Origin of the sequence: Novosphingobium sp. SG707, from assembly GCF_012275515.1 — a bacterium.
In the GTDB taxonomy this organism is placed as follows: domain Bacteria; phylum Pseudomonadota; class Alphaproteobacteria; order Sphingomonadales; family Sphingomonadaceae; genus Novosphingobium.
This window is the reverse complement of record NZ_JAAZQL010000004.1, coordinates 512,236-532,869: the sequence shown is the minus strand read 5'-3', so window position 1 is coordinate 532,869 and position 20,634 is coordinate 512,236. Positions and strand designations below refer to the sequence as shown.

Below are 20,634 nucleotides of genomic sequence, written 5' to 3'. Positions count from 1 at the left end.
ATTGTGCCCGTTCTTCGAAGCTGATGAGGCCTGCTTCACAATCCGATCACAGGATGGTCATGGGCGGGAGTGGAGGCGCCGGCATTACGCGGGCATGCCGCGTCAGGCGGTCATGCCGCCATCGACCGGGATCGCGATTCCGTTGACAAAGGCGGAGCGATCGGATGCGAGGAAGAGTGCGACGCTTGCAACCTCGTCTGGCTGCGCGAGGCGGCCCAGCGGAATGCTGCGCGCCCGCGCCGTCAGGGTTGCCTCGATCATGGCCTCGTCCAACCCCGACGAAATTGCAAAATCACGTGAGAAAGGCGTGTCGACAGGGCCGGGACACAGCGCGTTGGCGCGGATGCCTTCGGGCCCCAACCGACGCGCCACCGAGCGCATGAGCATCAGCGTGCCAGCTTTGCAGGTTCCGTAAAGGGGGCTTCGCTCTGATGCGCGGATGGCCGCGGTGGACGACGTGTAGATGATCGAGCCTGCACCTGCACTGGCGCGCAACAGCGGGGCGGCAAAATTGGTTGCGAAGAACTGGCTTTTCAGATTGACGGCAATGACCTGATCAAACTGGTCTTCGCTGATGTCCAGGCCGATGGGCCCTTGCATACCGGCGTGATTGAGCAGGATATGCAATTTTCCGTATGCGCCGTCGACCCAGTCAAACAACGCGCGCAAGGCGCCAATATCGGAGACATCAACCGCGCGCGCATGCGCTGTGGCGCCAGAGGCTGTGATGGCGGCGGCCGCCTCATGCGCGGCGTCGCCATCACGGTCGACGATGATAACCGCTGCGCCAGCGGCAGCAAAGGTTTTCGCCGATGCCAAGCCGATGCCGGATGCCCCGCCCGTGACCAGCGCGATCCTGTTTTCGAGTTCCAAAGTCTCGTCCTTCCTGTTCCGGGCGCGCGGCATCATGTTGGCAGCGGCATCCTCGCCGATAGGCCTGCGCGTCAGTCGAGGCGCGGCAGATCCACGACGAAAAACTCGACGCTATTTTGCCCGCTGATGGCGATCTCTTCCCCACGCGGGCTGTAAAGGCAGGTGAGCGCGGGATAGATTGTGCCCTGCACGCTCATCCCGGCGGAGACCGACCAAACGACCTGCGCTCGGTCGGCATTCAGTTGATACGTACCGCCATCGGAAATGCGAACCACGGACAGGCGTACGTCGCCATTCGGCCCTGGTTGATCGAAGAACCTGCCCAGATGCTTGATTTCGACACCCGATCCCGCGCCATAATAGTCAAATGCGCGTGGATGCATCAGGATGGGCGCTTCATAACCCTCGGGCGGAATGGTCTGCGTCTTGCCAGTGCGTTCCTCCAGCAATGCTTGCACGGCATCGCGAACACGCTCTTCCCCGGTTTCAGGATCGGCATCGACGTAAAGGCCATCGCGAAAGGTGCCGCGCGTCGCCAGATCCCTCATCGCTGACTGGTACTTTTGGTACCAGTCCTTGCCGCCGGCGGGATACTCATCGCCAAAGCCGAATTGCAGCAGGAGTTGCGCCCCTTTGTCTTTCACTTGCGGCCCGTAATAGGCGCCGCGCGGGAAATAAGCGATGTCGCCCTGTTCAATGTCCTGCCCCGGTGCGAAATTGACCGCTCCTGTTTCGGTCCATCGGATTTGTTGAAACGTGTGGTGGTGCCTTGGCGATTCAAAAGCCCGGCCTCCGATGCCATCCTCGTTCCGTACGAAACGGAACCTGAGGCCGTCGGCAGCCTCGTCGCCAAGCAGGCTTTTGCGGCCATATTCCGATCCAGGCCGGGCCGTTGGACCGTTTCCGGGAACATGTTCGGGCACATCTGCGACAACGACGATTTCCATTCTGACACCTCCTGCCAAAGGGCCGCTTCTGCGGCCCGTATTGATCGTGGTCGGCTGCGATGCCGACTTGCCTAGATGGCGCTAATACCTATGTTACATAGGAATATTGTGACGTCAATTGCAAGCACCGATTCCCGACGCGAACGCCTCTTTCACGACCCTGATCACGATGTTGTTGTGGAGAGGCCGGTGCATCATGGCCAAACAGCCTCTCGGTCCTTTGAAGGGCTGGGTGGGGCCTGCGGCGAGGCCAAGCCTCTGCCCATCGCCATGGTTTCAAGGACGGGACCTGGCTTTTCCCTTTGCCTCCCGACGTCAGCAAGCTTCCAGTCGCGTGTTGACTGGCCAAAGAACCTGTCCATAAGAGACAGAATGCTTGATGAGGACGTCGCCCGACTGCGCAAACAGGTGAAAGCGTTTCATCGACGCCTGCAGCGTGATCTGCCGATCTCCAACGGCCTCTCCCTCACGACGCTGCATATCCTCGCCACACTGGATCGGGCGGCAACGGCCATGCGGCCCGGCGAGATCGCGACGGAGCTGCAAATGACCGATTCGAATGTGGCGGCCGCCTTGCGGTCCCTTGAGAGTCAAAATCTGGTTTTGCGGCGAAGTGATCCGGCCGACGGGCGCAAGGCGTTTATCGACATCACCGATCTGGGGCGCAGCGTTGCGGATCAGACCCGGCGTTCCTATTATGCCAAGCTTTCCCGCGCCATCGAATCCTCGCTGACCGAACAGGAGCAAAGCCTGCTGCTGCAGGCAGGGATGCTGATGCAGCGGCTGGCGGATCAAGGCTCGCAACATCAGGCCGATACTCCTGCCGCGCGCAGCCATAGAAGGCGTGGTGTGGCCAAAGCGGCCCACGCCACGCCTTCGGACCTGTGAGGGCAGTGGTTTAGCGGCCAGAAGCGTCAGGCTGCCTCGCTCAAGCGGGGGAATTCAACGACGAACATCTCGACGCCATCTTTGCCGGTCATCGTCGCGGCCTCCCCGATCGGGCTGTAGATGCAGGTCAGCGCGGGGTAGACGCGATCATCGACCATCAGCCCTTCAGAGATCGTCCAAAGCAATTCTGCACGTTCGCTGCCAAGGGTATAGGCACCGCCGTTGTCCAGACGGACCATCGACAGTCTGAGATCCGCGTTGGGGCCTGCATGATCATAGAAGGCGCCGAGATGCTTGACGCTGACGCCTGCTGCCGCTTCGTGATAGGAATAGGCGCGCGGATGCATGAGGACAGGCGCCGCATAGCGCTCGTCCGGGATGACATAGGGCGCGCCTGTGACTTCTTCGACGACGGCTTCGGCAGGATCACGCCGCCGCTCGAGCCCTGTATCGGGATCGGTGTCGATATAGCTGCCATCTTCGAATGTTCCGTGTGCCCGCAGGCGCTCGACACTGGCGCGGTACACTTCGCTCGCCTTGGTGCCGCCAAGCATTTCCGGGCCGAAGCCGAATTGCAGTGTAAGTCCGACACCATGATCGCGCTTTTGTGGCCCGTAATAGGTCCCGCGGGGGAAGTAGGCGATGTCACCCTCGTGAATGTCCTGGTCCGGAGCGAAGTTCATATATCCGCTCTCGGCCCATCGGATTTGTTGAAAGGCATGGTGATGGCGTGGCGTTTCAAAGGCATCGCTGCCGCCTTGATAGTGGCTGCGGACAAGGCGGAAGCTGAAGGCGCCGGGGCCATCCTCCATCATCAGCCATTGCCGGGGTGTTGAGCCCTTGCGGGTCACCTCTCCACGGACCTCTGCTTCAACCTCGGTGGCGACCTTGATGTGCATGTCTCACTCCCTTCAAGCGAAAGTTTCAGGCCAGGCATCCATGCGACGCGGGATCGCGCGGCCCGCTGTGCAATCACCTCTTTCCAATTGGCGATCTATTACCTATGTTACATAGGTAATGCTTCTCGTCAAGAAACCCTCGGCCCGAATGCGCCCGTTTGACGAGCCCGCCCCCGGGCGCGCGCATTGCCTGCCGTGGCGCACCGGGCATGATCCGGCCAGGGTGGCATGAACAACGCCTCCGCTTGTCAAATTTCCTGTCTCTCAAGGTGTGAACCCATCATGACCCCCAAAATCCTGTTGACCCGTCGCTGGCCCGAGGTCGTCGAACGCGCCCTTGCCGGTCGTTATGACGTCACTCTCTCGGTGGCGGATGCTCCATTGTCGTCGTTGGAATGGTCTGAGGCGATCACCACCTATGATGTTATCTGCCCCACCATCACCGACAAGATTGACCGATCCGTGTTGTCACAAGGGGGCATGCGGACCCGCGCCTTCTGCAATTTTGGCGCGGGGCTTGATCACATTGATCTCGGCGCTTGCACCGAAGCCGGGGTGATTGTTACGAACACGCCTGACGTGCTCACCGATGACACCGCAGATATGGCAATCCTGCTGGCAGCGATGTGCGCCCGGCGCGCGGGCGAGGGGGAACGTTTGATACGCGGCGGTGGCTGGCAGGGTTGGCACCCGACTCACATGATGGGGCAATCGCTCTCTGGCAAAACCATGGGTATTGTGGGCGCCGGGCGCATTGGCAGGGCAACCGCGCGCCGCGCGCGCCTCGGTTTCAGGATGGAGATCATTTATACAAGTCGAAGTGGGAGGCGCGATGCTGAGATGGACGCGCTTGGCGGGCGAGCCATGGGCCTCGAAGACCTTTTGCAATGTTCCGACATCGTCTCGCTGCACGCGCCGGGGGGGGAGGCAACCCGCGGCATGATCGACCGGTACAGGCTCGCCATGATGAAGCCATCCGCGATCCTCGTAAACACGGCGCGGGGTGATTTGGTGGATGAGCCCGCGCTGGCAGATGCCCTCGCCAAGGGGCGATTGGCTGCGGCCGGGCTGGACGTCTATCGCGACGAGCCGCGTGTATTCCCCGGTCTTTCAGAACTCGAAAACGTCGTCTTGCTGCCACATCTGGGCAGCGCTACAGTGGAGACGCGGATTGCCATGGGCATGCGCGCGCTGGCCAATGTGGATGCGATCATGACGGGGCAAGTGCCCCCGGATCAGGTGAGATGACCCCGTATAACCCGGAAGCAGGCGGCCTCGATCCGTCGGTGATCGCGAGTGATGCCCGTCTCGTGGCACGTATTGAAGGCTGCAGCGCTCGGGCTGACCGGCCGATTCTTGTCGGGCTTTGTGGTCCGCAGGGCAGTGGCAAGTCGACGACTGCCGCGAGGCTTGCGAGTCTGCTCGAACACCAGGGGCGCAAGGCCGTGGTGCGGTCGTTGGACGACTTCTACCTTACGCGTGCCGCGCGAAAGACACTGTCTGTTGATGTACATCCCTTGCTTGCGACACGCGGCGTTCCCGGCACGCATGATATCCCGCTGATGCAAGCGACCCTGCGCGCGTTGCTGGAAGGTGGTGGCCGGGCCGTCCCGCTTCCGGCATTCGACAAAGCGATCGACGATCGGCAGCCCGAGGCCGATTGGCAGGTTTGCGAGGGAGAGGTCGACGTCGTGCTGCTGGAAGGCTGGTGCGTTGGCGCGCGACCGCAGCCCGATCATGCCCTGGATATGCCGATCAACAGGCTGGAACAGGACGAGGACGCCGATGGCAGGTGGCGGCGTTATGTCAATGCCGCTTTGGGCGCGGACTATGCGGCGATTTTTGCCATGCTCGATCTGAAAATTCTGCTTCGTGCGCCCACATTCGCTTATGTTCATGCCTGGCGTCTTGAGCAGGAGGAGCGGCTTGACCGAAACGCACCGGGCGCTCTCCCCGCCATGGAAGCCGCGGAGATCGAGCGGTTCATAGCGCATTATGAGCGGCTTACCTGTTGGATTATCGAGGATCAGCCTGCCGACATTGTCGTCGATCTTGATCGCGGCCGCCGATCAGTCGCGGTGCGCGAACTGGGCAGTTCCGCAGGGGTGCCCTAGAGCGGCTCACGAACCGGCTGTGCCGGACGATCCGCTCTAGGATCGTGTACTGGCGATCAGGTGACCTGTGGCCCCACCTGAAAGGGACATGCCTATGCGGAAGCGGCCTGGCGTTGCGCGAGCGCCGCGAGGATGTCTGCTGACGTCGCAGTTTGCCCAATCCTGGGGAACACCCGCGACATACTGTAATCGTGGGCTGTCTGGTCGCGATCGGCGACGGCGTCTACCGCGATCGTGAGGTTGTAGCCGCGCTCATAGGCGGCTCTGGCCGTGGCCTCGACGCCGATGCTGGTGGCAATGCCGATGATCACCACTTCGGTCACGCCCAGTTCCTGAAGCCTGTCATGCAGGCCGGTTTCATAGAACGCGCTCCAGCTATGCTTGGTGATACGAAGGTCGGCAGGCTGCGCTTCGAGTTCGGGCACAAGATCTGCCGCATTCTCCGGTGCTGCCGGTCTCGGGCGATTGCCGTCCACACGCCGGGTTGGGCCGCTCGGGTTGGGCTTCACATTCACCAGCACCACCGGCAGGCCGTGAGCCCGAAAAGCATGGCCAAGTTCTGCGGCACGGGCAAAGATTTCGGGGATTGGGGACGTTGCTGGCATAGCGCGGAACGCCTCCTGGAGATCAATCGTTAGAAGGGCGGCGCGCTGATCGAGTTCAAGCGAAGACATGCAATGATCCTTGGACGGTGGTGAGGGGGGCGCTCAGTTCGCGGCTGATCGCGCCGGGCGTTGCAGAAATGGAAGGAGGAAAACCGCGAGGCCCCCTGCGACCAGAGCGATTTCCATCAGGGCGAAACCTGCGGCGAAATTCCCTGTGAGCTGGACCAGACGCCCAATCGCGAAAGGCGCGAACACCCCTCCAAGTTGCCCTGCTGTAAAGACGATGCCGGCGTAACTCCCACTGCCGCCGCGGGGCGCCAGATCAAACAGCATCGAGCCGAACAGAGGTATGCCCCCGCTCAGGAAGAATGATGCGAAACAAAGCCCAAGCATTGTGCCGAACAGTGCGCCCGCCCCGAAGGCCAGAAACAGCGAGGCGCCAGTCAAAAGATAGGCGATGGCGAGAGTCTGAATACGAAACCGCTGTAGCCTTGCACCAAGCGCGCCAAAAGAAAGCAACCCGGCAAACGCCATCACATAAGGAATCGAGCCGATCAGACCGAGATGCTTGATATCGAGATGATGCGCGGTGGCCAGATAGGTTGGCATCCAGCCATTGTAGCCCCAATAGCCGATATTGAAGCAGAAATAGGCGAAGGAGGTGACCCACAGGCGGCCATTCAGCAAGACGGTCGATATGCTCGGCTTTGCCACCGCCTCGGCGGGGGACGTGTGTTCGGGGTGTTTTTCCACCGATCGGCGCGATGGCAGGACCAGAAAAATCAGGACCGCGGCGATGAACGGCGGAACGGCCAGTACATAGAAGGCCGCCTGCCAGCCGTAAGCGGCAATGACCAGACCGATGATCGGGCCGGCAATGGCAGGTCCCAAGGCCCCCGCCGTGCTGGACAGTGCCATGGCGCCGGTGCGCCGCTGGCTGTCGAATGTTTCGCCGATCACGCGAAAACAGGCCGGAACCGCAAGACCTTCTGCCAAACCAAGACACGCTCGAAAAGCGACAAAACCGGCAACCGTAGCGGCCAGAGCGGTCAGGCCTGTGAATAGCCCCCACAGGACCGGCAGCACGATCAGCATCGTCTTGATCCGCCAGCGGTCAGCCAACAAGCCCCCGGGAATCTGGCCGCACATGTATCCAATCGCAAAGCCCGACAGAATGGTCCCCAGCGACTGCGGGCCGAGCGCCAGCGCCTTGAGAATTGCCGGCCCTGAAAAAGCCATGATCACGCGATCAAAGTTAAGGGTGATCTGAAAAAACCAGATAACCGCGAGAATTTTATATCTGGAGGGCATGTGCTTCTCTCATGGAAAGACCTTGTGGCCGGCAGAAAGTTTGGATGATCGCGGCTTCCTTCGGCCACATGGGCATTAGAAATTCAGCCGGAACTGCGCGGCGAAATTGCGCGGCTCTTCCTTCGCCTTGGAGATCGTCCCTGCCGAACCAGAGGCAAGCAAGGCTGCTGTGGTGATATTCCTGTCCGTCAAATTCTTGCCGATCAGATCGACACCCCATCGCCCATTGCTGGACTGTGCAACGGTTATCTGTGCATCGAGTCGCAGATACGATGTCTGCAACTGGAGTGGATCGTTGAGCGTGGAGCCGCTCGGATAGAAACTTGATGAAAAAATGGCGGTGATTGCTGGCGTTACCTTCACCTCGCCCAGATCGAGGCCGTACGAGGCCGTGGCGCTGCCGGACCAAGTCGGCGCGAAAGGTGTGACCTGCCCGCTCAAGTCGCGCAGAGAGCCGGGATCGCCGTTGCCACCGTAGGCGCTGACGCAGGCAGGATTGCCGATGTTGGATGCAGTATGGCAAAAGGAGCCGAGGGAATCCAGCGCAACGCCGGTGTAAGTGCCATAGCGCGAATGGAGATACGTCAGGTTTCCGGAAAGCCGGAACGCGCGCGTCACGTTCCACGCCGCGTCGACCTCAACGCCTTTGCTTTTCAGCGATGCGGCATTCGTGATCAGGCTGCGCACGCCGCCCAGTTGCTGGATTGTCTGTGTGACCTGGAAGTCAGAAAAATTGTTGATGAATGCCGCGATGTTAAAGGTGACTTTCCCACCGAACAGGCGATTTTTGATGCCCAGTTCAAAGGCATCGACTTTTTCAGGCTTGAAGGCCGCATTGGCGGTAAAGCCGGTATTTTCCAGGCCGTTGAAACCGCCCGCTAGAAAGCCCTTGGAATAGGAGAAATAGGCCATGGAGGCTGGTGAGATCTTGTACTGGATTTTGGCCGAGGGAAGGAAGGCATCATAGGTGCCCGCGCTCGATTCTGTCCCAGCCGGCCCGATCCCCACTGCGCTTGCGGTGCCCTGCAATCCGGTCGACACAATCGCGCCATTATTTTGCGGGTTGAGCACCCCCGAATAGGGGGCAAAACCGGAATAGGGGCTCGTCGCCTGACCGAATTGCTGCACACTGTCGGTGGCCTTATGCGACCGCGTGTAGCGCAATCCGCCCGAAAGCGTCAGTTGATCGGTGATGTGCCAGCTCAACGACCCGAAAGCCGCAATGCTGTCCTGCTTCTGATCGAAGGAGATCGAGCGTGCGATCGGCAAAAGGCCCGCCAGCGGCGCTAGGGAAGGCTTGGCCAGGATGCCGGGACTCAACTGGGGGAAGTTGATCTGCTGATTGGAGTAAAGGCTGTCATTTTGGTAGTAGATACCGAAAAGATACTCCACCGGAACGTTCTGGGGCGAGGCCACGCGCAGTTCTTGGCTGTATTGTGTGTAATTTTCGTAAGCCAGTCCGTTGGACAGATAAGTCGGCGTGCGATCAACATCGAGTGCCGAAAAATAGTCATAATTGAGCCGGGCACTGATCGAGGTGATCGTCAGGTCTCCCAACGTGTAATCGACGTGCAGCGATTGGGAATTGGTTTTCAAGGCAATGGCTTGCCCTTCATTGACGTTGATGTCGTTCTTATCCAGTCCCACCGTGTTACCGAGCCCGGCGTTCAGGAGCGCCAGGCAGTTTCCGGCGGCTGTGAACGGTGCGGGCGGCGGACAACCGGTGGTCTGGATGGCTAGGCCATTGCTCTTGTTGTTGCTGTAATCGAGCTTGAGCTTGATCTTCAGGTTCGGCACCGGCGTGTACACGATGGTCGCGCGGCCACCGTAATTATCGCTGGCGGGCGTCTTGCGCCCGGTCTCGACATTGGGCGCGGTGATGTTGTGCAGCCAGCCGTCCGAGCCGTCATAATGCCCGGCCAAGCGGACGCTGAGCGTATCGCTGATCGGCGCGCTGACCGCGACCTCGGCGACGCGATTGCCATGTGTTCCGTAAAGGAAGCGCCCCGCACCACTGAAGGTGCTGGATGGATCACGTGTGCGCACGTTGAAGGCGCCAGCAATCGTGTTGTTTCCGAAGAATGTGCTCTGCGGTCCCTTCAGGACCTCGATTTGCTCAAGATCGAAAAAGGTGGCCGAGGAAATGCGCGCCCGACCATAATAGATACCGTCAATAAACGTCCCCACCGCCTGATCGAATGATACATTGTTGCCCGAGCCAACGCCCCGCATATAGAGGTCATTCGCCGACGCTGTATTGCCGACGTGGATAGACGGCATGGCTTCCGTCAACGTGTTGAGATTCGTGATGTTGCGCAGGGTGAGTTCCTTGGCGCCAACAACCACAGCCGATATGGGGACTTCCTGAAGGCGCTCCGTACGAAGCTGAGCGGTCACTATAATCTCTTCGGCGGCGGTGTCTGGCTGGCTCGACGAGGCCTGCGCCTTTCCCACACCGGTGGCTTTTGACTCTGAGCCGACGCCTTGCGCTGTGGCCATCGCAGGCAGCGAAAGAAAGGTGCCTGCTGCGACGCCGGCCAAAAGCGCGTTGTGTGTAACGCGGTTACGGGATTTCATTCCGGAAAGCCTCCCCTGTCATTTTTTTTGTTGGGGCAAGCTTATCGGTGAGCCGGCGTTCAAACTATGGCCTGTCTTCCTTATAATCCATTAGGCGGACCGCACGATCAAAGGCTCCGCCAGATGCCTTCTCGCTCCCTCCCGCAGGTCGCTTGAGGATAGCGGGATCGCCGTTCGCGCTGCCTGCGGATTTGGCGGACCGCGCCTTGTGACGAAACAGCGGGGCGGGACAGGCGTTCCTTCTCTGGCGGAGCTTGCAGCGGCCCGCCTCGGCAGAAAGATGGGAAGTTAAGCTTTACAGTTTGTCTTCCTATCTTTATCCTTCGCACATGGATTCTTCACACACAGATGCTGAACTCGCCCGCGCGACGCGTTTGGCGGGCGACATTCGCGGGCTGGCCGGAAAGCTGAAGCGCCGCCTGCGTGAACAGGCCGATGTGGGCGACCTCACTCCGTCACAAACGGCCGTGCTGCTTCGCCTCGAAAAGGACGGCCCTACTACGACCTCCAGCCTGGCCAGAGCCGAAGGGATGCGGCCGCAGTCCATGGGGGCGGTCATCGCCGCGTTGGAAAACGTTGGGCTGGTGCAAGGTGTTCAGGATCCGGGCGATGGCCGCCAGACAATCCTGTCGCTGACCGACACGTGCAGGAGATGGATCGAGGAAGGCCGCGCCGCCCGGCAGGATTGGCTGATGCGAACCATCCACGCCCGGCTCTCCGCGCCGGAACAGGAGCAGCTTCTGGCCGCGCTCGCCTTGCTCGAACGCCTGGTCGACGACTGATTTACCCCATCCAAGGCGATGTTTTCGAAAGGACTACCCATGGCACTGACCTCACTCGACACGAACACCGCCCTGATCATTATTGACCTGCAGAAGGGCATCGTCAAAATGCCCGCCACCCATCCTGTGGAAGGCGTGATCGCGCGCAGCCGCGCATTGGCCGACGCGTTCCGAGTACATAAACTGCCTGTGGTGCTGGTGAACGTTGTGGGTGGTGCGCCCGGGCGAACCGAACAGCCCCGGCGTGATATCAGTGGCTTGCCCGCGGATTTTGCCGAATTGGTGCCAGAACTTGGCCAGCAGGGTGACGACATTCTTGTCACCAAGCGGACCTGGGGCGCCTTTGCCAAGACCGATCTCGAAACACGACTGAAGGCGCTGGATGTGACGCAAGTCGTGATCGCTGGCATCGCGACGGCCACCGGCGTGGAGGCAACCGCACGTCAAGCCTATGAACTCGGCTTCAATGTCACCCTGGCCATTGATGCGATGACGGATTCGCGCCCGCAGGCGCATGACTACAGCGTCGGCACGGTGTTTCCTCGCCTGGGCGAAACCGGGCTTGTCGCCGATATTATCGCTTTGCTCGAAGGGCGCTCATGATGGTCTGGACACATCTGCTGTCGTATTTCCTTGGCGGCGCGTTTCTGGCGAATGCCATTCCACACTTTGTCAGTGGGGTGATGGGGAGGTCCTTTCAAAGCCCCTTTGCCACGCCGGGCGGGGAGGGGCTGTCCTCCTCAATCGTGAACGTCCTGTGGGGCTTTGCCAATCTCGTTCTCTTCTACCTGCTGGTTGTGCGTGTCGGCAGTTTTGATCTGCGGGATATAACGCAGGTTGCGGCACTTGGTCTCGGAATGCTCGGGCTTGGCTTGTTCGCGGCTCGTCACTTCGGACGCTTTCACGGTGGGATCATGCCGGAGCAGTCATGAGCGAGCCTGCCGGCGGCATTTTTCGCTCCTTGCGCAGCTTCAACTACCGGTTGTGGGTGGGTGGGGCGTTCGTTTCAAATCTGGGTACCTGGGTGCAGCGTACGGCTCAGGACTGGCTGGTTCTGACTGTCCTCACCCATCACAGCGCCGGGGCGGTGGGCATCGTCACGGCGCTGCAATTCGCGCCGCAATTGCTGCTGCTTCCGTGGACCGGCTCTGCCGCTGATCACCTCGATCAACGCAAATTACTGATCGTGACTCAGGCGGCGATGGGCCTGTTGGCTATCGCGCTCGGCCTGCTGACCGTCAGCGGCCTCGTGCAATTGTGGCATGTCTATGCATTTGCGCTGATTTTTGGCGCCGCCGCCGCGTTCGATGCCCCGGTGAGGCAGGTTTTCGTCGCGCAACTGGTGGGCGATGAGCATCTTGCCAACGCGGTCGCGCTGAACTCCACCTCTTTCAACGCGGCCCGCATGATTGGTCCTGCGGCGTCGGGCATCATCATCGCCGCGGTCGGCACCGGCTGGGCTTTTCTGATCAACGGCGCTTCCTTTATGGCCGTGCTGATCTCCCTTCTGATGCTGCGCGGCGATGAGTTACACCCTCACCCCCAGACACGCAGCGCGCCAGGCAGCTTCGCCGACGGCCTGCGCTATGTCAGGTCGCGCCCTGACCTCAAGGCGATCCTGATCATGCTGTTCCTGATCGGCACTTTCGGATTGAATTTCCCGATCTTCATCTCGACGATGGCGGTTGGTGTCTTCCATGTCGACGCGCGCGCTTATGGCTTGTTGTCATCGACCATGGCGATTGGAACCCTTGCGGGAGCGCTGCTAAATGCCGGGCGCGGACATTCGGGATTCGGGGCATTGCTGGCAGGTGCCACCATTTTTGGCGTGGGCTGTGCCTTGGCGGCGGTCGCGCCAACCTATTGGTTGTTTGGCGCTGCATTGGTGGTGATCGGCGGGGCCTCGCTGACTTTCACCAACACGACAAACAGTCTGATGCAACTTTCGACCGAACCGGCCATGCGCGGTCGCGTGATGGCGTTGCGCGTTGGCATTGCGTTGGGAGGCACGCCAATCGGCGCGCCGATTTTGGGGTGGATCGCTGATCATTTTGGCCCGCGCTGGGCGCTCGTGGTAGGGGCGCTGTCGGGCTTTGCAGCTGCGATAGTCGCTGCACGATGCCTGGCGAATAGTCAGAACACGCGCTCAACCTTGAGTGACACCCCAAGTCCCTGAAAGTGCGGTTCAGATGCCAGTTGATGGCCAGCATCTCCGGCTAATACATTGTTATCAATATATTTGTTCTGACAAAATCTTACCCGGAATGACGTATTCTGACCCCCTCTTGTGCCTTTTGTGCCGAGATGTCTATGCCGAGTCAGGCGAACCGCCCCCCCCCAAGCGGCGTGGCACAAAAATAGCAGGATTTGGCACAATGGCGACACTTCAGAGGAGAAAGAAATCATGGCGCGCCCAGGTTCGCCGTAAGGGCGAAGCGCTGTCCGCGACCTTCGATACGCGGGCTGAGGCAGAAGCCTGGGCCATCGCGACCGAAGCCAAGATCATCGCGGGCAACAGCGCCGAGAGCATCGTTCAGGAACCGGTAACCCCCGTTGCCGGAAAGCCCGCCAAGGACGTGTTTACGCGCTATGCGAAAGAAGTGTCGCCCGCGAAAAGAGGCTGTCGGTGGGAGCAGATCCGTATCAAGATGCTCATCCGCCGGAGCCGCCTGTTCGACCGGCCGATCACTGCGATCACCGGTCCTGACATGGCGGAATGGCGCGACAAGCGGCTGTGCAAGGTGTCTCCCTCGACGATGAACCGCGAACTCTGCCTGATTTCGAGCATGTTCACCCACGCGATGAAGGAGTGGCGCGTGGGCCTGACCTCCAATCCCTGCGCTCAGATCACCAAACCGCGCAAGCCACGGCCGCGCACGCAGCGCATCACGGTCGCCGACCGCAAGGCGATCATCGCAAAGCTTGGTTGGGATGGAAAGTCCGAGCCGACGATGTCGGCGCAATGGGTCGCATTTGCCTTCTACCTCGCGCTGGAGACGGCCATGCGAAAGGGTGAAATCCTTTCGCTGCGATGGTCGGACATCGATTTCGACGCCCGCCACGCGCACCTCGACATGACGAAGAACGGCGAGGAACGTGACGTGCCGCTGTCCAAGGTCGCGATGGCGCTGCTGCAGATTGTGAAGAAGCGACAGCCGACCGCGCCAGTTGTGTCCCTGTCCAGACGGGGCACTTCGACAAGTTGTTTCGGGAGGCAAAGCGCGAGGCTGGCCCGCCCCACATTCACTTTCATGACAGCCGTCGCGAGGCGGCCACGACAATGGCCCCGAAACTCTCCAACGTCCTGGAGCTGGCAGCAATCACAGGGCACAAGTCCCTTTCGATGCTTCAAATCTACTACAAGCCGCGAGCGGCCGATCTCGCTGAGCGGCTGGATGCATAGGCATCGCATGCCTGTTGGAGGTGCGATGGCGACCTTATTCGGCCCACCAGACAGGGCCGCCCTGCAGGTCTTGAAATTGTAGCTCTAAGGACTATACTATGGCTTGTTCCGTCGAGCGTGAACCATCGTGACCGTGTTCATGACGAAGGGCTTTGCTCGTTTCGCGCGCAAGGCGGGACTCGCGTCGGAAACCCTTCGCGCTGCGGCAGCTGACGTCGCGGCCGGGGTTCACGACGCGGACCTAGGCGGCGGCGTGTTCAAGCAACGCGTGGCCAGAAGCGGCGGTGGCAGGTCAGGAGGATTTCGGACGATCATCTTCTTCAGGGTTGGCGGGCACAGCTTCTTTGCTCATGGCTTTGCCAAGAATGAGAAGGCAAATGTAAGCGTGAAAGAACTCAAGGCACTGAAGCAATTGGCGACGGTGTACCTGGGCCTTTCCGAGGACGAGGTAGAGGCCGCTGTCGAGGCGGGCGAATTAATCGAGGTTTCGGACGATGATCGTGAAGGCGAAACGCAAGCGGACTGAAAGTCCGATTCTGGCTTCGGTGCATGAGGCCGCGGCGGGACTCCATCGGATTGGACTCGTCGACAAGTCGACCATGCGCGGGTTCGATGCGCTATGTCTTACCCCCGTCGAGCCGATGACCCCCGAGGAAATTCGTGCCTTGCGAGCGCGCGAAAAGGTCTCGCAGCCGGTGTTCGCTCATTACCTCAACGTCCGGAAGGACGCCGTCAGCAAATGGGAACGCGGCGAAAAACGCCCCGACGGACCTTCGCTCAAGCTGCTGAATCTCGTGAAGGCGAAGGGGTTGCAGGCAATCACTTGACCGCTGCCCGGGAGGGGAAATGTCGAGGACGACCAAGAAACTGATTTCAGATACAAATCGCAAAAAAGAAAATCACCTGAATTGCCTTTAGTCCAACAGATCGTCTGGAAAAGTCTGGCCGTCAGCGGACGGTGTATTTTCTGCTCTGGCTGATGCGGTTTAGTGATAGTGTTAGGTGCTATACGACAAGCCTGCTCAGATACAACCCGACTGATAATGCGAGCCCGCAATCTTTCCGGCCTTGATGTCGATTTGGTTGAGACATTGCCGCCAAGACCGGTGCGCGGCACCCTAAGGTGCGGTGCCGATCGCCATGTCTGTCGTGAGACTCGTAAGCTGTTGACCATGCCGCATGCCGTTGAGGCTAGGCCGCGCCCAGCTCTTCTAGCAAAATGGCAATCTTGTACCCATTTCGTCCCCAAGATCTGATGGCCTCGACTTGAATTGCGCACGTCGCAATTTGCCATATATTCTGGGTCTGTCATCCCCGGAGCGAATAGCAAGAAGTGAGGACGGACCGGAACGTCTCCGAATTTTCAGCCATGAGGCCAAGCCGCCCTTCGTTCAGATATGCCCCTCGAGTAAAGTGGTCCGCTGGGCCAGTGAGAGCAAATGGCGCCTATTTAGAGTGCTAACCGAAAGTTCAGCTTCAAAACCATAGATGGATTATAGCTGGCATACGTTGAGCCGGTTCAACCGCTACGCACGATGCCGATGAGAAGGATTTCATGCGGCCCCAGGCTAATTCCATTAACTGTCTATTCGAGAATGGGATTGGCTTCCGACCGGAAGTGCGTACGGGTCTTGACAGACCCGCAACACCGAAACGAATTTCAACGAGCCTCTGCCGCCTCGTGTGCTTTGATTGTCTTGGCAAATGCATAGGCTCGTTGAAAGGGAAAGAGGCCTCCCCCTCAATAATCGAAAGCGACGGTTAGCCCGTAGGTGCGAGGAGGTTTCACGAATCCGAGTATCGGTGAGCCGAGCAGCGCGCTTGCCACCTGGCCTGAGGCCCGGATGGTCTTGTTGCCGATATTCCGCACGAAGCCTGTCAGCCGCAGGCCACTCTTCAGGCGATAGGTGAGGTAGGCGTTCTGCTGGTTGTAGGCTGGCTGTGACATCGGCTGAAGGTTAAAGGCCGAGAAGTAGACCTGGTCCGACCAGTAGCTCTCGCCCCGGAGCGTGAGCGAGCCGTTTGGAAGATGGACGCTGTACTCCGCTGACAGGTCGATTGTGTAATTGGGCGATTGCGGCAGGGTGTTCCCCGCCAGATTGAAGGCTGGAACGCCGTTCTCGTCGAGCGTGTGCCCGTCGCCACCGGGCCGAGCCTGATCGGCGGTGACATATCGCTTGAACCGCCCGTGAAGCCAGCTGGCGTTGAGCCCGATGGTGAGGTCGCGCACAGGCTTCAGCGTGAACTCGCTTTCCAGGCCGTAAATCTGGGCCGCAGCCGCGTTTTCGAGCACCAGCAGTTGCCCCTGCACCTTGCCGACCTGAAGATCGGAATAATCATAGTAGAAACCGGAAAGGTTGGCGCGCAGATGTCCATCAAGCAGGGTCGACTTGAGCCCGAGTTCGTAAGCATTCACCTTTTCTGGGTTGAGCGCGGGGCTGGCGGAACCAAGGTTGAACGTGCCCGCTTTGAACCCCTTCGAATAGGAGGCATAGGCCATCACTTTTTCCGCGATGTTATAATCGAGGCCGATTTTCGGGGTGAAGGATCCGAAGGTCTTGCTGGCTACATGGACAGGCACGGTCACAGGCGCGCCGGGAACATAGGCGTCGGCAAAGTCAAAGTCGGACTGGTCCGCGACGCCCTTCCTTTCCCAGCTGTAGCGCCCGCCCAGGGTCAGTCGCAGCTTGTGGGTGATGGAAAAACTGTCTTGCGCGAAGATGGCGGCGGCGTCGGTCTTGAGATGCCCGCCCGAGTAAAAGCCCTGAACAAAGGAGCTCGGCCCGCCCAGCGTGCGAAGGTTGAACGGTCCCTGGATGAAACCGTCGATATCCTCGTGCATGTAGAAGGCGCCCACGACCAGCTTGTTGCGGCTGGTGTCCAGATTGAGCTGAAATTCCTGGGAATATTCGTTCGATGTCTCGCCAAAGTCGATCGGGAAGAGGTTCACGCCGATCGGGTTCAAATCCGAATTGACCAGATAATGGCTGGAACGATAGGCGCTGAGCGAGCGCAGGGAGAGATGGTCGGTCAGCTTGAAGGAAATGACCGCCCGCGCACCCCAGAATTGCGCATTGTTGGCAGGATCGCGCACGCTGGCCACGTTGCGCGGGCCAGGGTCGACCCCGCCAAGCAACAGGCCGGTCGGCGTGATGGGCGTGCCCGTCGCCGTAAACCCGGCTGCCCCGAAATAGTGATAGGTGTTCGAGCGGTCATTCTGATGATAATAATCCGCCCCCAGCAGGATGGTGAGGCGCGTGTTCGGCTCGAACAGCAGCTGCCCACGAACTGCCTGCGAATGTTTATCGTCGATGTCGGTATCCGTGAGGACATTTTTCCCATAACCAGCATGGTTCTGGATTTGCCCAGCGAAGCGGACGGCCACCGTGTCGGTCAGGCCGGTTGAGTAATAGGCTTCGGTATTGATCGTGTCGTAATTGCCATAGGTCAGGCTGGTCCCGGCCTTTGTGCTGAAGGTCGGGCGGTTGGTGATGATGTTGACACTGCCGCCGGTCGCGTTGCGGCCATAAAGCGTGCCCTGAGGGCCGCGCAGCACCTCGACACGCTCGACATCGTAAAAGGACGCCAGCGCCGCCGCTGAGCGGGAGAAGAACACTCCATCCTGGTTAAATGCAACGCTGCTCTCGGCGCCGGTCGAAATGTTGTCGACGCCGATCCCGCGCAGGGTCAGGCGAGCCTGTCCGACCTGTTCTGAAACGTTCAGGCCGGGCACGGCGGAGGCAATCGATGTCAGATCGGTGGCGCCGCGCTGGGCAAGGGCAGCGCCACCGATGGCGGACACCGCCAGCGGCGTGTTCTGCACCGATTCGGCGCGCTTTTGCGCCGTGACCACGATGTCGGCGATGGTGCCCGAGGATTGGGGATCGGCGGCGGCCGGTGATTTGGGGTGACTATCTTGAGCCAGCACCGGGCTGCTTCCAAGGGCGATAAACGCGGCGCCACAGAGCACCGCCGCCCGCAAGGGCAGATGAGCCATAAATCCTCCCATTATCGTGGTTTATCGATTGTGGCGGTTGCCAGGCCTGGCGTCAGCCCGAGGTGTTCGCTTCATCACGGCAGAGCTTGGCGATCTTGCGGCGGACCCTGATCGCGGCGGCACCGCTGGACAAGATGGCCGGGCGCATGTCCCAGAAATCGCGCCCGGCCATGCGTTGCTGCACGGCTTCGATCAGAGGATTGTCCTCCTCCAGGAAAACGCGGTTCTGCAATTCGCCGATCATGCGCGGCCGCCACGCTTCCTCCTCGGGGTAGGAGCCGGAACTGCCGAAGAAATAATGCGTGCTGTGCTCGGTCTCGGGCGTGAAAATATGGAACGCATAGCCGCCCTCGTCCTGCACGGGCGGCTCGCCCGGCGGCAGCGCCCCGAAGTCCAGGATCATGGCCGATGGCGAATGCCATTCGACATTGTTCCACTGATCGCAAAGCTGGCCTTCGAGCGGGCCGAACGGGCAGATCGTGTTCGGCATGCGGAGTTCCGCTCGCACCACACCGTCCTTCTCGCTGACCTCCATCTCGCCCGTCCGCATGCTCTCGTTGCCCAGCGAGCCAAGATGCAGGTAATGGACGTGGGTGAGATCCATGATGTTGTCGATCTCGAGCAGCCAGTTCGCGTGGACATGCAGATAATTGCCGATGTTCTCATGCCCGCCAGGCTCCGGCATGCGTGAGAGCGCGGGGATATGCTCCGGGTCGGCCCGATCAGGATCACCCAGCCATATCCAGATCGCACGATACCGTTCCACCAGGCGGTGGGTGCGCACCCGCGTGCCCGGCGGAAAGCGGCTGTAGGCGGCACCATTGCCGAGACAGGCGCCCGAGGCATCGAAGCGCAAGCCGTGATAGACGCAGCGCAGAACGCCGCCTTCCAGCCTGCCGCGAGAAAGCGGGGCGAAGCGGTGGGGGCACATGTCGTCCATGGCAACCGGCGCGCCATCCTCATCCCGGAAGAAAACAAGCGGTTGATCGAGCAGGGTTCGCGCCATCAGGCTGCCGGCAACCAGGTCACTGGCCCAGCACGCCATATACCAGGCGTTCAGCGGGTAGCTGCGATGACGAGCCCCTGTCGACAAATCCTGCTCCTTCATGGCCTGGAAGGCGTCATTGTCTCGCGCCCTTCCCTGTTGTCCTGCCTATTGCGCTTCGGCTAACGCATCCAATTGCCATTGCTGATGGGAAGCATAAGCGTGGAATATCGGGCGCGGCATATCACCAATGCGCCATCGGCAGACCGGCGACCGGCGCCGTAAAGGTCGGGATCGTCGTGCCCCGCAGCGAGCCCAGGCAAACGGTGCGCAAATCCGCTCCGGCGAATGTCATACTGGCCAGCCACGGCGCGACGGTTCCGCCACAGGCCGACAGCGTCTCAAAGGAGACCGACGCCCCGCTTGCGAATTCCGCTTCGAACCGGTCGGTCGCCGCGGCATTGCCAAAGTCGGCCAGTTCCAGGACATCGCCCTCCGGAGTGATGGCCACAAGCCGGTCGGCAAAGATCATCGTCGCCCACAGATTGCCATAGGCATCGAAGCAAATGCCGTCGATCGCCCCGGTTCCGAGCGAGGCGGGGCCATAGGTTTCGCGATCACTGAGCGAGCCATCATTGCCAACGCGCATACGGGTGATGCATTTGCCCGTCGTTTCGGCCACATACAGCCATTCCTCGGCGGCATCGAGGCGCAGCTCATTGGTGAAGGCGAAGCCCTCCGCCACCACGCGGATGCCCCGATCGTCGATCAGGGCGATATAGCCGTCGCGAATCGAGGGCGTGATGGCGTCGGTCCACGGGTTCACCATTGTCGAGACCGTCAGCCAGATCCGGCCTTTGCGGTCGCGCAGCACAAAATTGACCTTTCCCATCGGCTTGCCGTCAATCGTGTCGTGCAGAATGCGCGTCGTCCCCGTGTGCCGGTCCATCGCCTCCAGGCGGTCCTTGCCGAAGTTCGAGACAAGGATGGTGCCATCCGGCCCGAAGGCGAGGCCATTGGGGAGGGTGCCGGAAACCAGACTGCTTTTCGCATCGCCAGATAGATTGAAATGCCCGTCTGCCTCCTGACAGATCAACTGCTGGCTACCATCGGGCGCGATCCGCATCACACCGCCGCGCGCATCGGCCGACCACAAGGTGCCGTCGCGTTCGGCCAGGATGCATTCGGGGCGCTGCAAATCGCGGCCTATGTTGCGCAGCATTCGGTCTTCGACACGAAAGCCAACAAGCGGA

At 60.4% G+C, this 20,634-nt stretch carries 19 protein-coding genes; 10 read left to right on the top strand and 9 right to left on the bottom strand.

All coding sequences use genetic code 11. The annotated features are described in order from the left end of the window. Nucleotides 1-102: 102 nt before the first annotated feature. Nucleotides 103-909, bottom strand: coding sequence for an SDR family oxidoreductase (locus tag FHW92_RS15050; RefSeq protein ID WP_168604044.1), 807 nt, complete (start codon nt 907-909; stop codon nt 103-105). A 35-nt stretch (nt 910-944) separates the two neighbouring features. After that, entirely contained in the window at nt 945-1,820 is an 876-nt protein-coding gene (locus FHW92_RS15045) for a hypothetical protein (protein WP_168604043.1), read from the bottom strand. A 372-nt stretch (nt 1,821-2,192) separates the two neighbouring features. On the opposite strand from FHW92_RS15045, the gene FHW92_RS15040 reads away from it, so the two are divergent. Then, entirely contained in the window at nt 2,193-2,708 is a 516-nt protein-coding gene (locus tag FHW92_RS15040) for a MarR family transcriptional regulator (RefSeq protein WP_168604042.1), read from the top strand. 26 nt (nt 2,709-2,734) lie between these two features. Here the strand turns inward: FHW92_RS15040 and FHW92_RS15035 are convergent, their stop codons facing one another. Continuing rightward, nucleotides 2,735-3,607, bottom strand: a complete 873-nt coding sequence (locus FHW92_RS15035; RefSeq protein WP_168604041.1) for a hypothetical protein — start codon at nt 3,605-3,607, stop codon at nt 2,735-2,737. A 282-nt stretch (nt 3,608-3,889) separates the two neighbouring features. Between FHW92_RS15035 and FHW92_RS15030 the strand changes: the two genes are divergently transcribed. Beyond that, nucleotides 3,890-4,855: a D-glycerate dehydrogenase gene (locus FHW92_RS15030; RefSeq protein WP_168604040.1), complete on the top strand. Its 966-nt coding sequence runs from the start codon at nt 3,890-3,892 to the stop codon at nt 4,853-4,855. Next, the gene (locus FHW92_RS15025; RefSeq protein ID WP_168604039.1) at nt 4,852-5,721 is read left to right on the top strand and encodes a kinase; all 870 of its coding nucleotides are present in this window, start codon (nt 4,852-4,854) and stop codon (nt 5,719-5,721) included. Before FHW92_RS15030 ends, FHW92_RS15025 begins: the two co-directional genes overlap by 4 nt. Before the next feature lie 92 nt (nt 5,722-5,813). Here FHW92_RS15025 and FHW92_RS15020 read toward each other — a convergent pair whose 3' ends face one another. From FHW92_RS15020 to FHW92_RS15010, 3 genes are all read right to left on the bottom strand, one after another. Next, nucleotides 5,814-6,395: a cysteine hydrolase gene (locus FHW92_RS15020; RefSeq protein WP_168604038.1), complete on the bottom strand. Its 582-nt coding sequence runs from the start codon at nt 6,393-6,395 to the stop codon at nt 5,814-5,816. A gap of 33 nt (nt 6,396-6,428) precedes the next feature. Further along, nucleotides 6,429-7,637 (bottom strand): MFS transporter, encoded by a 1,209-nt coding sequence (locus FHW92_RS15015; RefSeq protein WP_168604037.1) that lies wholly within the window; start codon nt 7,635-7,637, stop codon nt 6,429-6,431. A gap of 75 nt (nt 7,638-7,712) precedes the next feature. Then, nucleotides 7,713-10,214 carry a TonB-dependent receptor gene (locus tag FHW92_RS15010; protein ID WP_168604036.1) on the bottom strand — a complete coding sequence of 834 codons (2,502 nt, stop codon included), beginning with the start codon at nt 10,212-10,214 and terminating at the stop codon, nt 7,713-7,715. Nucleotides 10,215-10,543: 329 nt separating this feature from the next. Here FHW92_RS15010 and FHW92_RS15005 point away from each other — a divergent pair, with 329 nt between their 5' ends. The 7 genes from FHW92_RS15005 (at nt 10,544) to FHW92_RS14975 (ending at nt 15,226) form a co-directional block, all read left to right on the top strand. Next, nucleotides 10,544-10,996 carry a MarR family transcriptional regulator gene (locus tag FHW92_RS15005; RefSeq protein WP_168604035.1) on the top strand — a complete coding sequence of 151 codons (453 nt, stop codon included), beginning with the start codon at nt 10,544-10,546 and terminating at the stop codon, nt 10,994-10,996. 39 nt (nt 10,997-11,035) lie between these two features. After that, nucleotides 11,036-11,599, top strand: coding sequence for an isochorismatase family protein (locus FHW92_RS15000; RefSeq protein ID WP_168604034.1), 564 nt, complete (start codon nt 11,036-11,038; stop codon nt 11,597-11,599). Beyond that, a complete protein-coding gene (locus FHW92_RS14995) occupies nt 11,596-11,928 on the top strand; it encodes a hypothetical protein (protein WP_246870169.1) in 333 nt (110 codons plus the stop codon). The genes FHW92_RS15000 and FHW92_RS14995 overlap by 4 nt, the downstream gene beginning before the upstream one ends. Then, complete coding sequence (locus FHW92_RS14990) at nt 11,925-13,172, top strand: MFS transporter (RefSeq protein ID WP_168604033.1); 1,248 nt, start codon at nt 11,925-11,927, stop codon at nt 13,170-13,172. The genes FHW92_RS14995 and FHW92_RS14990 overlap by 4 nt, the downstream gene beginning before the upstream one ends. A 199-nt stretch (nt 13,173-13,371) precedes the next feature. Then, nucleotides 13,372-14,481, top strand: coding sequence for a tyrosine-type recombinase/integrase (locus tag FHW92_RS25550; protein WP_210428513.1), 1,110 nt, complete (start codon nt 13,372-13,374; stop codon nt 14,479-14,481). A gap of 45 nt (nt 14,482-14,526) precedes the next feature. Beyond that, nucleotides 14,527-14,925 (top strand): type II toxin-antitoxin system RelE/ParE family toxin, encoded by a 399-nt coding sequence (locus FHW92_RS14980; RefSeq protein WP_168604032.1) that lies wholly within the window; start codon nt 14,527-14,529, stop codon nt 14,923-14,925. Beyond that, the gene (locus FHW92_RS14975; RefSeq protein WP_168604031.1) at nt 14,894-15,226 is read left to right on the top strand and encodes a DNA-binding transcriptional regulator; all 333 of its coding nucleotides are present in this window, start codon (nt 14,894-14,896) and stop codon (nt 15,224-15,226) included. Before FHW92_RS14980 ends, FHW92_RS14975 begins: the two co-directional genes overlap by 32 nt. A 914-nt stretch (nt 15,227-16,140) precedes the next feature. Here the strand turns inward: FHW92_RS14975 and FHW92_RS14970 are convergent. The 3 genes from FHW92_RS14970 to FHW92_RS14960 form a co-directional block, all read right to left on the bottom strand. Beyond that, entirely contained in the window at nt 16,141-18,396 is a 2,256-nt protein-coding gene (locus FHW92_RS14970; protein ID WP_168604030.1) for a TonB-dependent receptor, read from the bottom strand. A 52-nt stretch (nt 18,397-18,448) separates the two neighbouring features. After that, on the bottom strand, nt 18,449-19,504 hold the full coding sequence (locus tag FHW92_RS14965) for an aromatic ring-hydroxylating dioxygenase subunit alpha (RefSeq protein ID WP_246870168.1): 1,056 nt from the start codon (nt 19,502-19,504) through the stop codon (nt 18,449-18,451). Between the two features lie 121 nt (nt 19,505-19,625). Then, complete coding sequence (locus FHW92_RS14960) at nt 19,626-20,603, bottom strand: SMP-30/gluconolactonase/LRE family protein (RefSeq protein ID WP_172249252.1); 978 nt, start codon at nt 20,601-20,603, stop codon at nt 19,626-19,628. Between the last annotated feature and the right edge of the window lie 31 nt (nt 20,604-20,634).

Coding starts and splice junctions, on each gene's coding strand:
- FHW92_RS15035 (WP_168604041.1), bottom strand. CDS start 3,607: ATGCACATCAAGGTCGCCACCGAGGTTGAAGCAGAGGTCCGTGGAGAG.
- FHW92_RS15015 (WP_168604037.1), bottom strand. CDS start 7,637: ATGCCCTCCAGATATAAAATTCTCGCGGTTATCTGGTTTTTTCAGATC.
- FHW92_RS14965 (WP_246870168.1), bottom strand. CDS start 19,504: ATGAAGGAGCAGGATTTGTCGACAGGGGCTCGTCATCGCAGCTACCCG.
- FHW92_RS15025 (WP_168604039.1), top strand. CDS start 4,852: ATGACCCCGTATAACCCGGAAGCAGGCGGCCTCGATCCGTCGGTGATC.
- FHW92_RS15030 (WP_168604040.1), top strand. CDS start 3,890: ATGACCCCCAAAATCCTGTTGACCCGTCGCTGGCCCGAGGTCGTCGAA.
- FHW92_RS15050 (WP_168604044.1), bottom strand. CDS start 909: ATGATGCCGCGCGCCCGGAACAGGAAGGACGAGACTTTGGAACTCGAA.
- FHW92_RS14960 (WP_172249252.1), bottom strand. CDS start 20,603: ATGCTGCGCAACATAGGCCGCGATTTGCAGCGCCCCGAATGCATCCTG.
- FHW92_RS15000 (WP_168604034.1), top strand. CDS start 11,036: ATGGCACTGACCTCACTCGACACGAACACCGCCCTGATCATTATTGAC.
- FHW92_RS25550 (WP_210428513.1), top strand. CDS start 13,372: ATGGCGACACTTCAGAGGAGAAAGAAATCATGGCGCGCCCAGGTTCGC.
- FHW92_RS14970 (WP_168604030.1), bottom strand. CDS start 18,396: ATGGCTCATCTGCCCTTGCGGGCGGCGGTGCTCTGTGGCGCCGCGTTT.
- FHW92_RS14995 (WP_246870169.1), top strand. CDS start 11,596: ATGATGGTCTGGACACATCTGCTGTCGTATTTCCTTGGCGGCGCGTTT.
- FHW92_RS14975 (WP_168604031.1), top strand. CDS start 14,894: ATGATCGTGAAGGCGAAACGCAAGCGGACTGAAAGTCCGATTCTGGCT.
- FHW92_RS14990 (WP_168604033.1), top strand. CDS start 11,925: ATGAGCGAGCCTGCCGGCGGCATTTTTCGCTCCTTGCGCAGCTTCAAC.
- FHW92_RS15040 (WP_168604042.1), top strand. CDS start 2,193: ATGCTTGATGAGGACGTCGCCCGACTGCGCAAACAGGTGAAAGCGTTT.
- FHW92_RS15010 (WP_168604036.1), bottom strand. CDS start 10,214: ATGAAATCCCGTAACCGCGTTACACACAACGCGCTTTTGGCCGGCGTC.
- FHW92_RS15020 (WP_168604038.1), bottom strand. CDS start 6,395: ATGTCTTCGCTTGAACTCGATCAGCGCGCCGCCCTTCTAACGATTGAT.
- FHW92_RS15045 (WP_168604043.1), bottom strand. CDS start 1,820: ATGGAAATCGTCGTTGTCGCAGATGTGCCCGAACATGTTCCCGGAAAC.
- FHW92_RS15005 (WP_168604035.1), top strand. CDS start 10,544: ATGGATTCTTCACACACAGATGCTGAACTCGCCCGCGCGACGCGTTTG.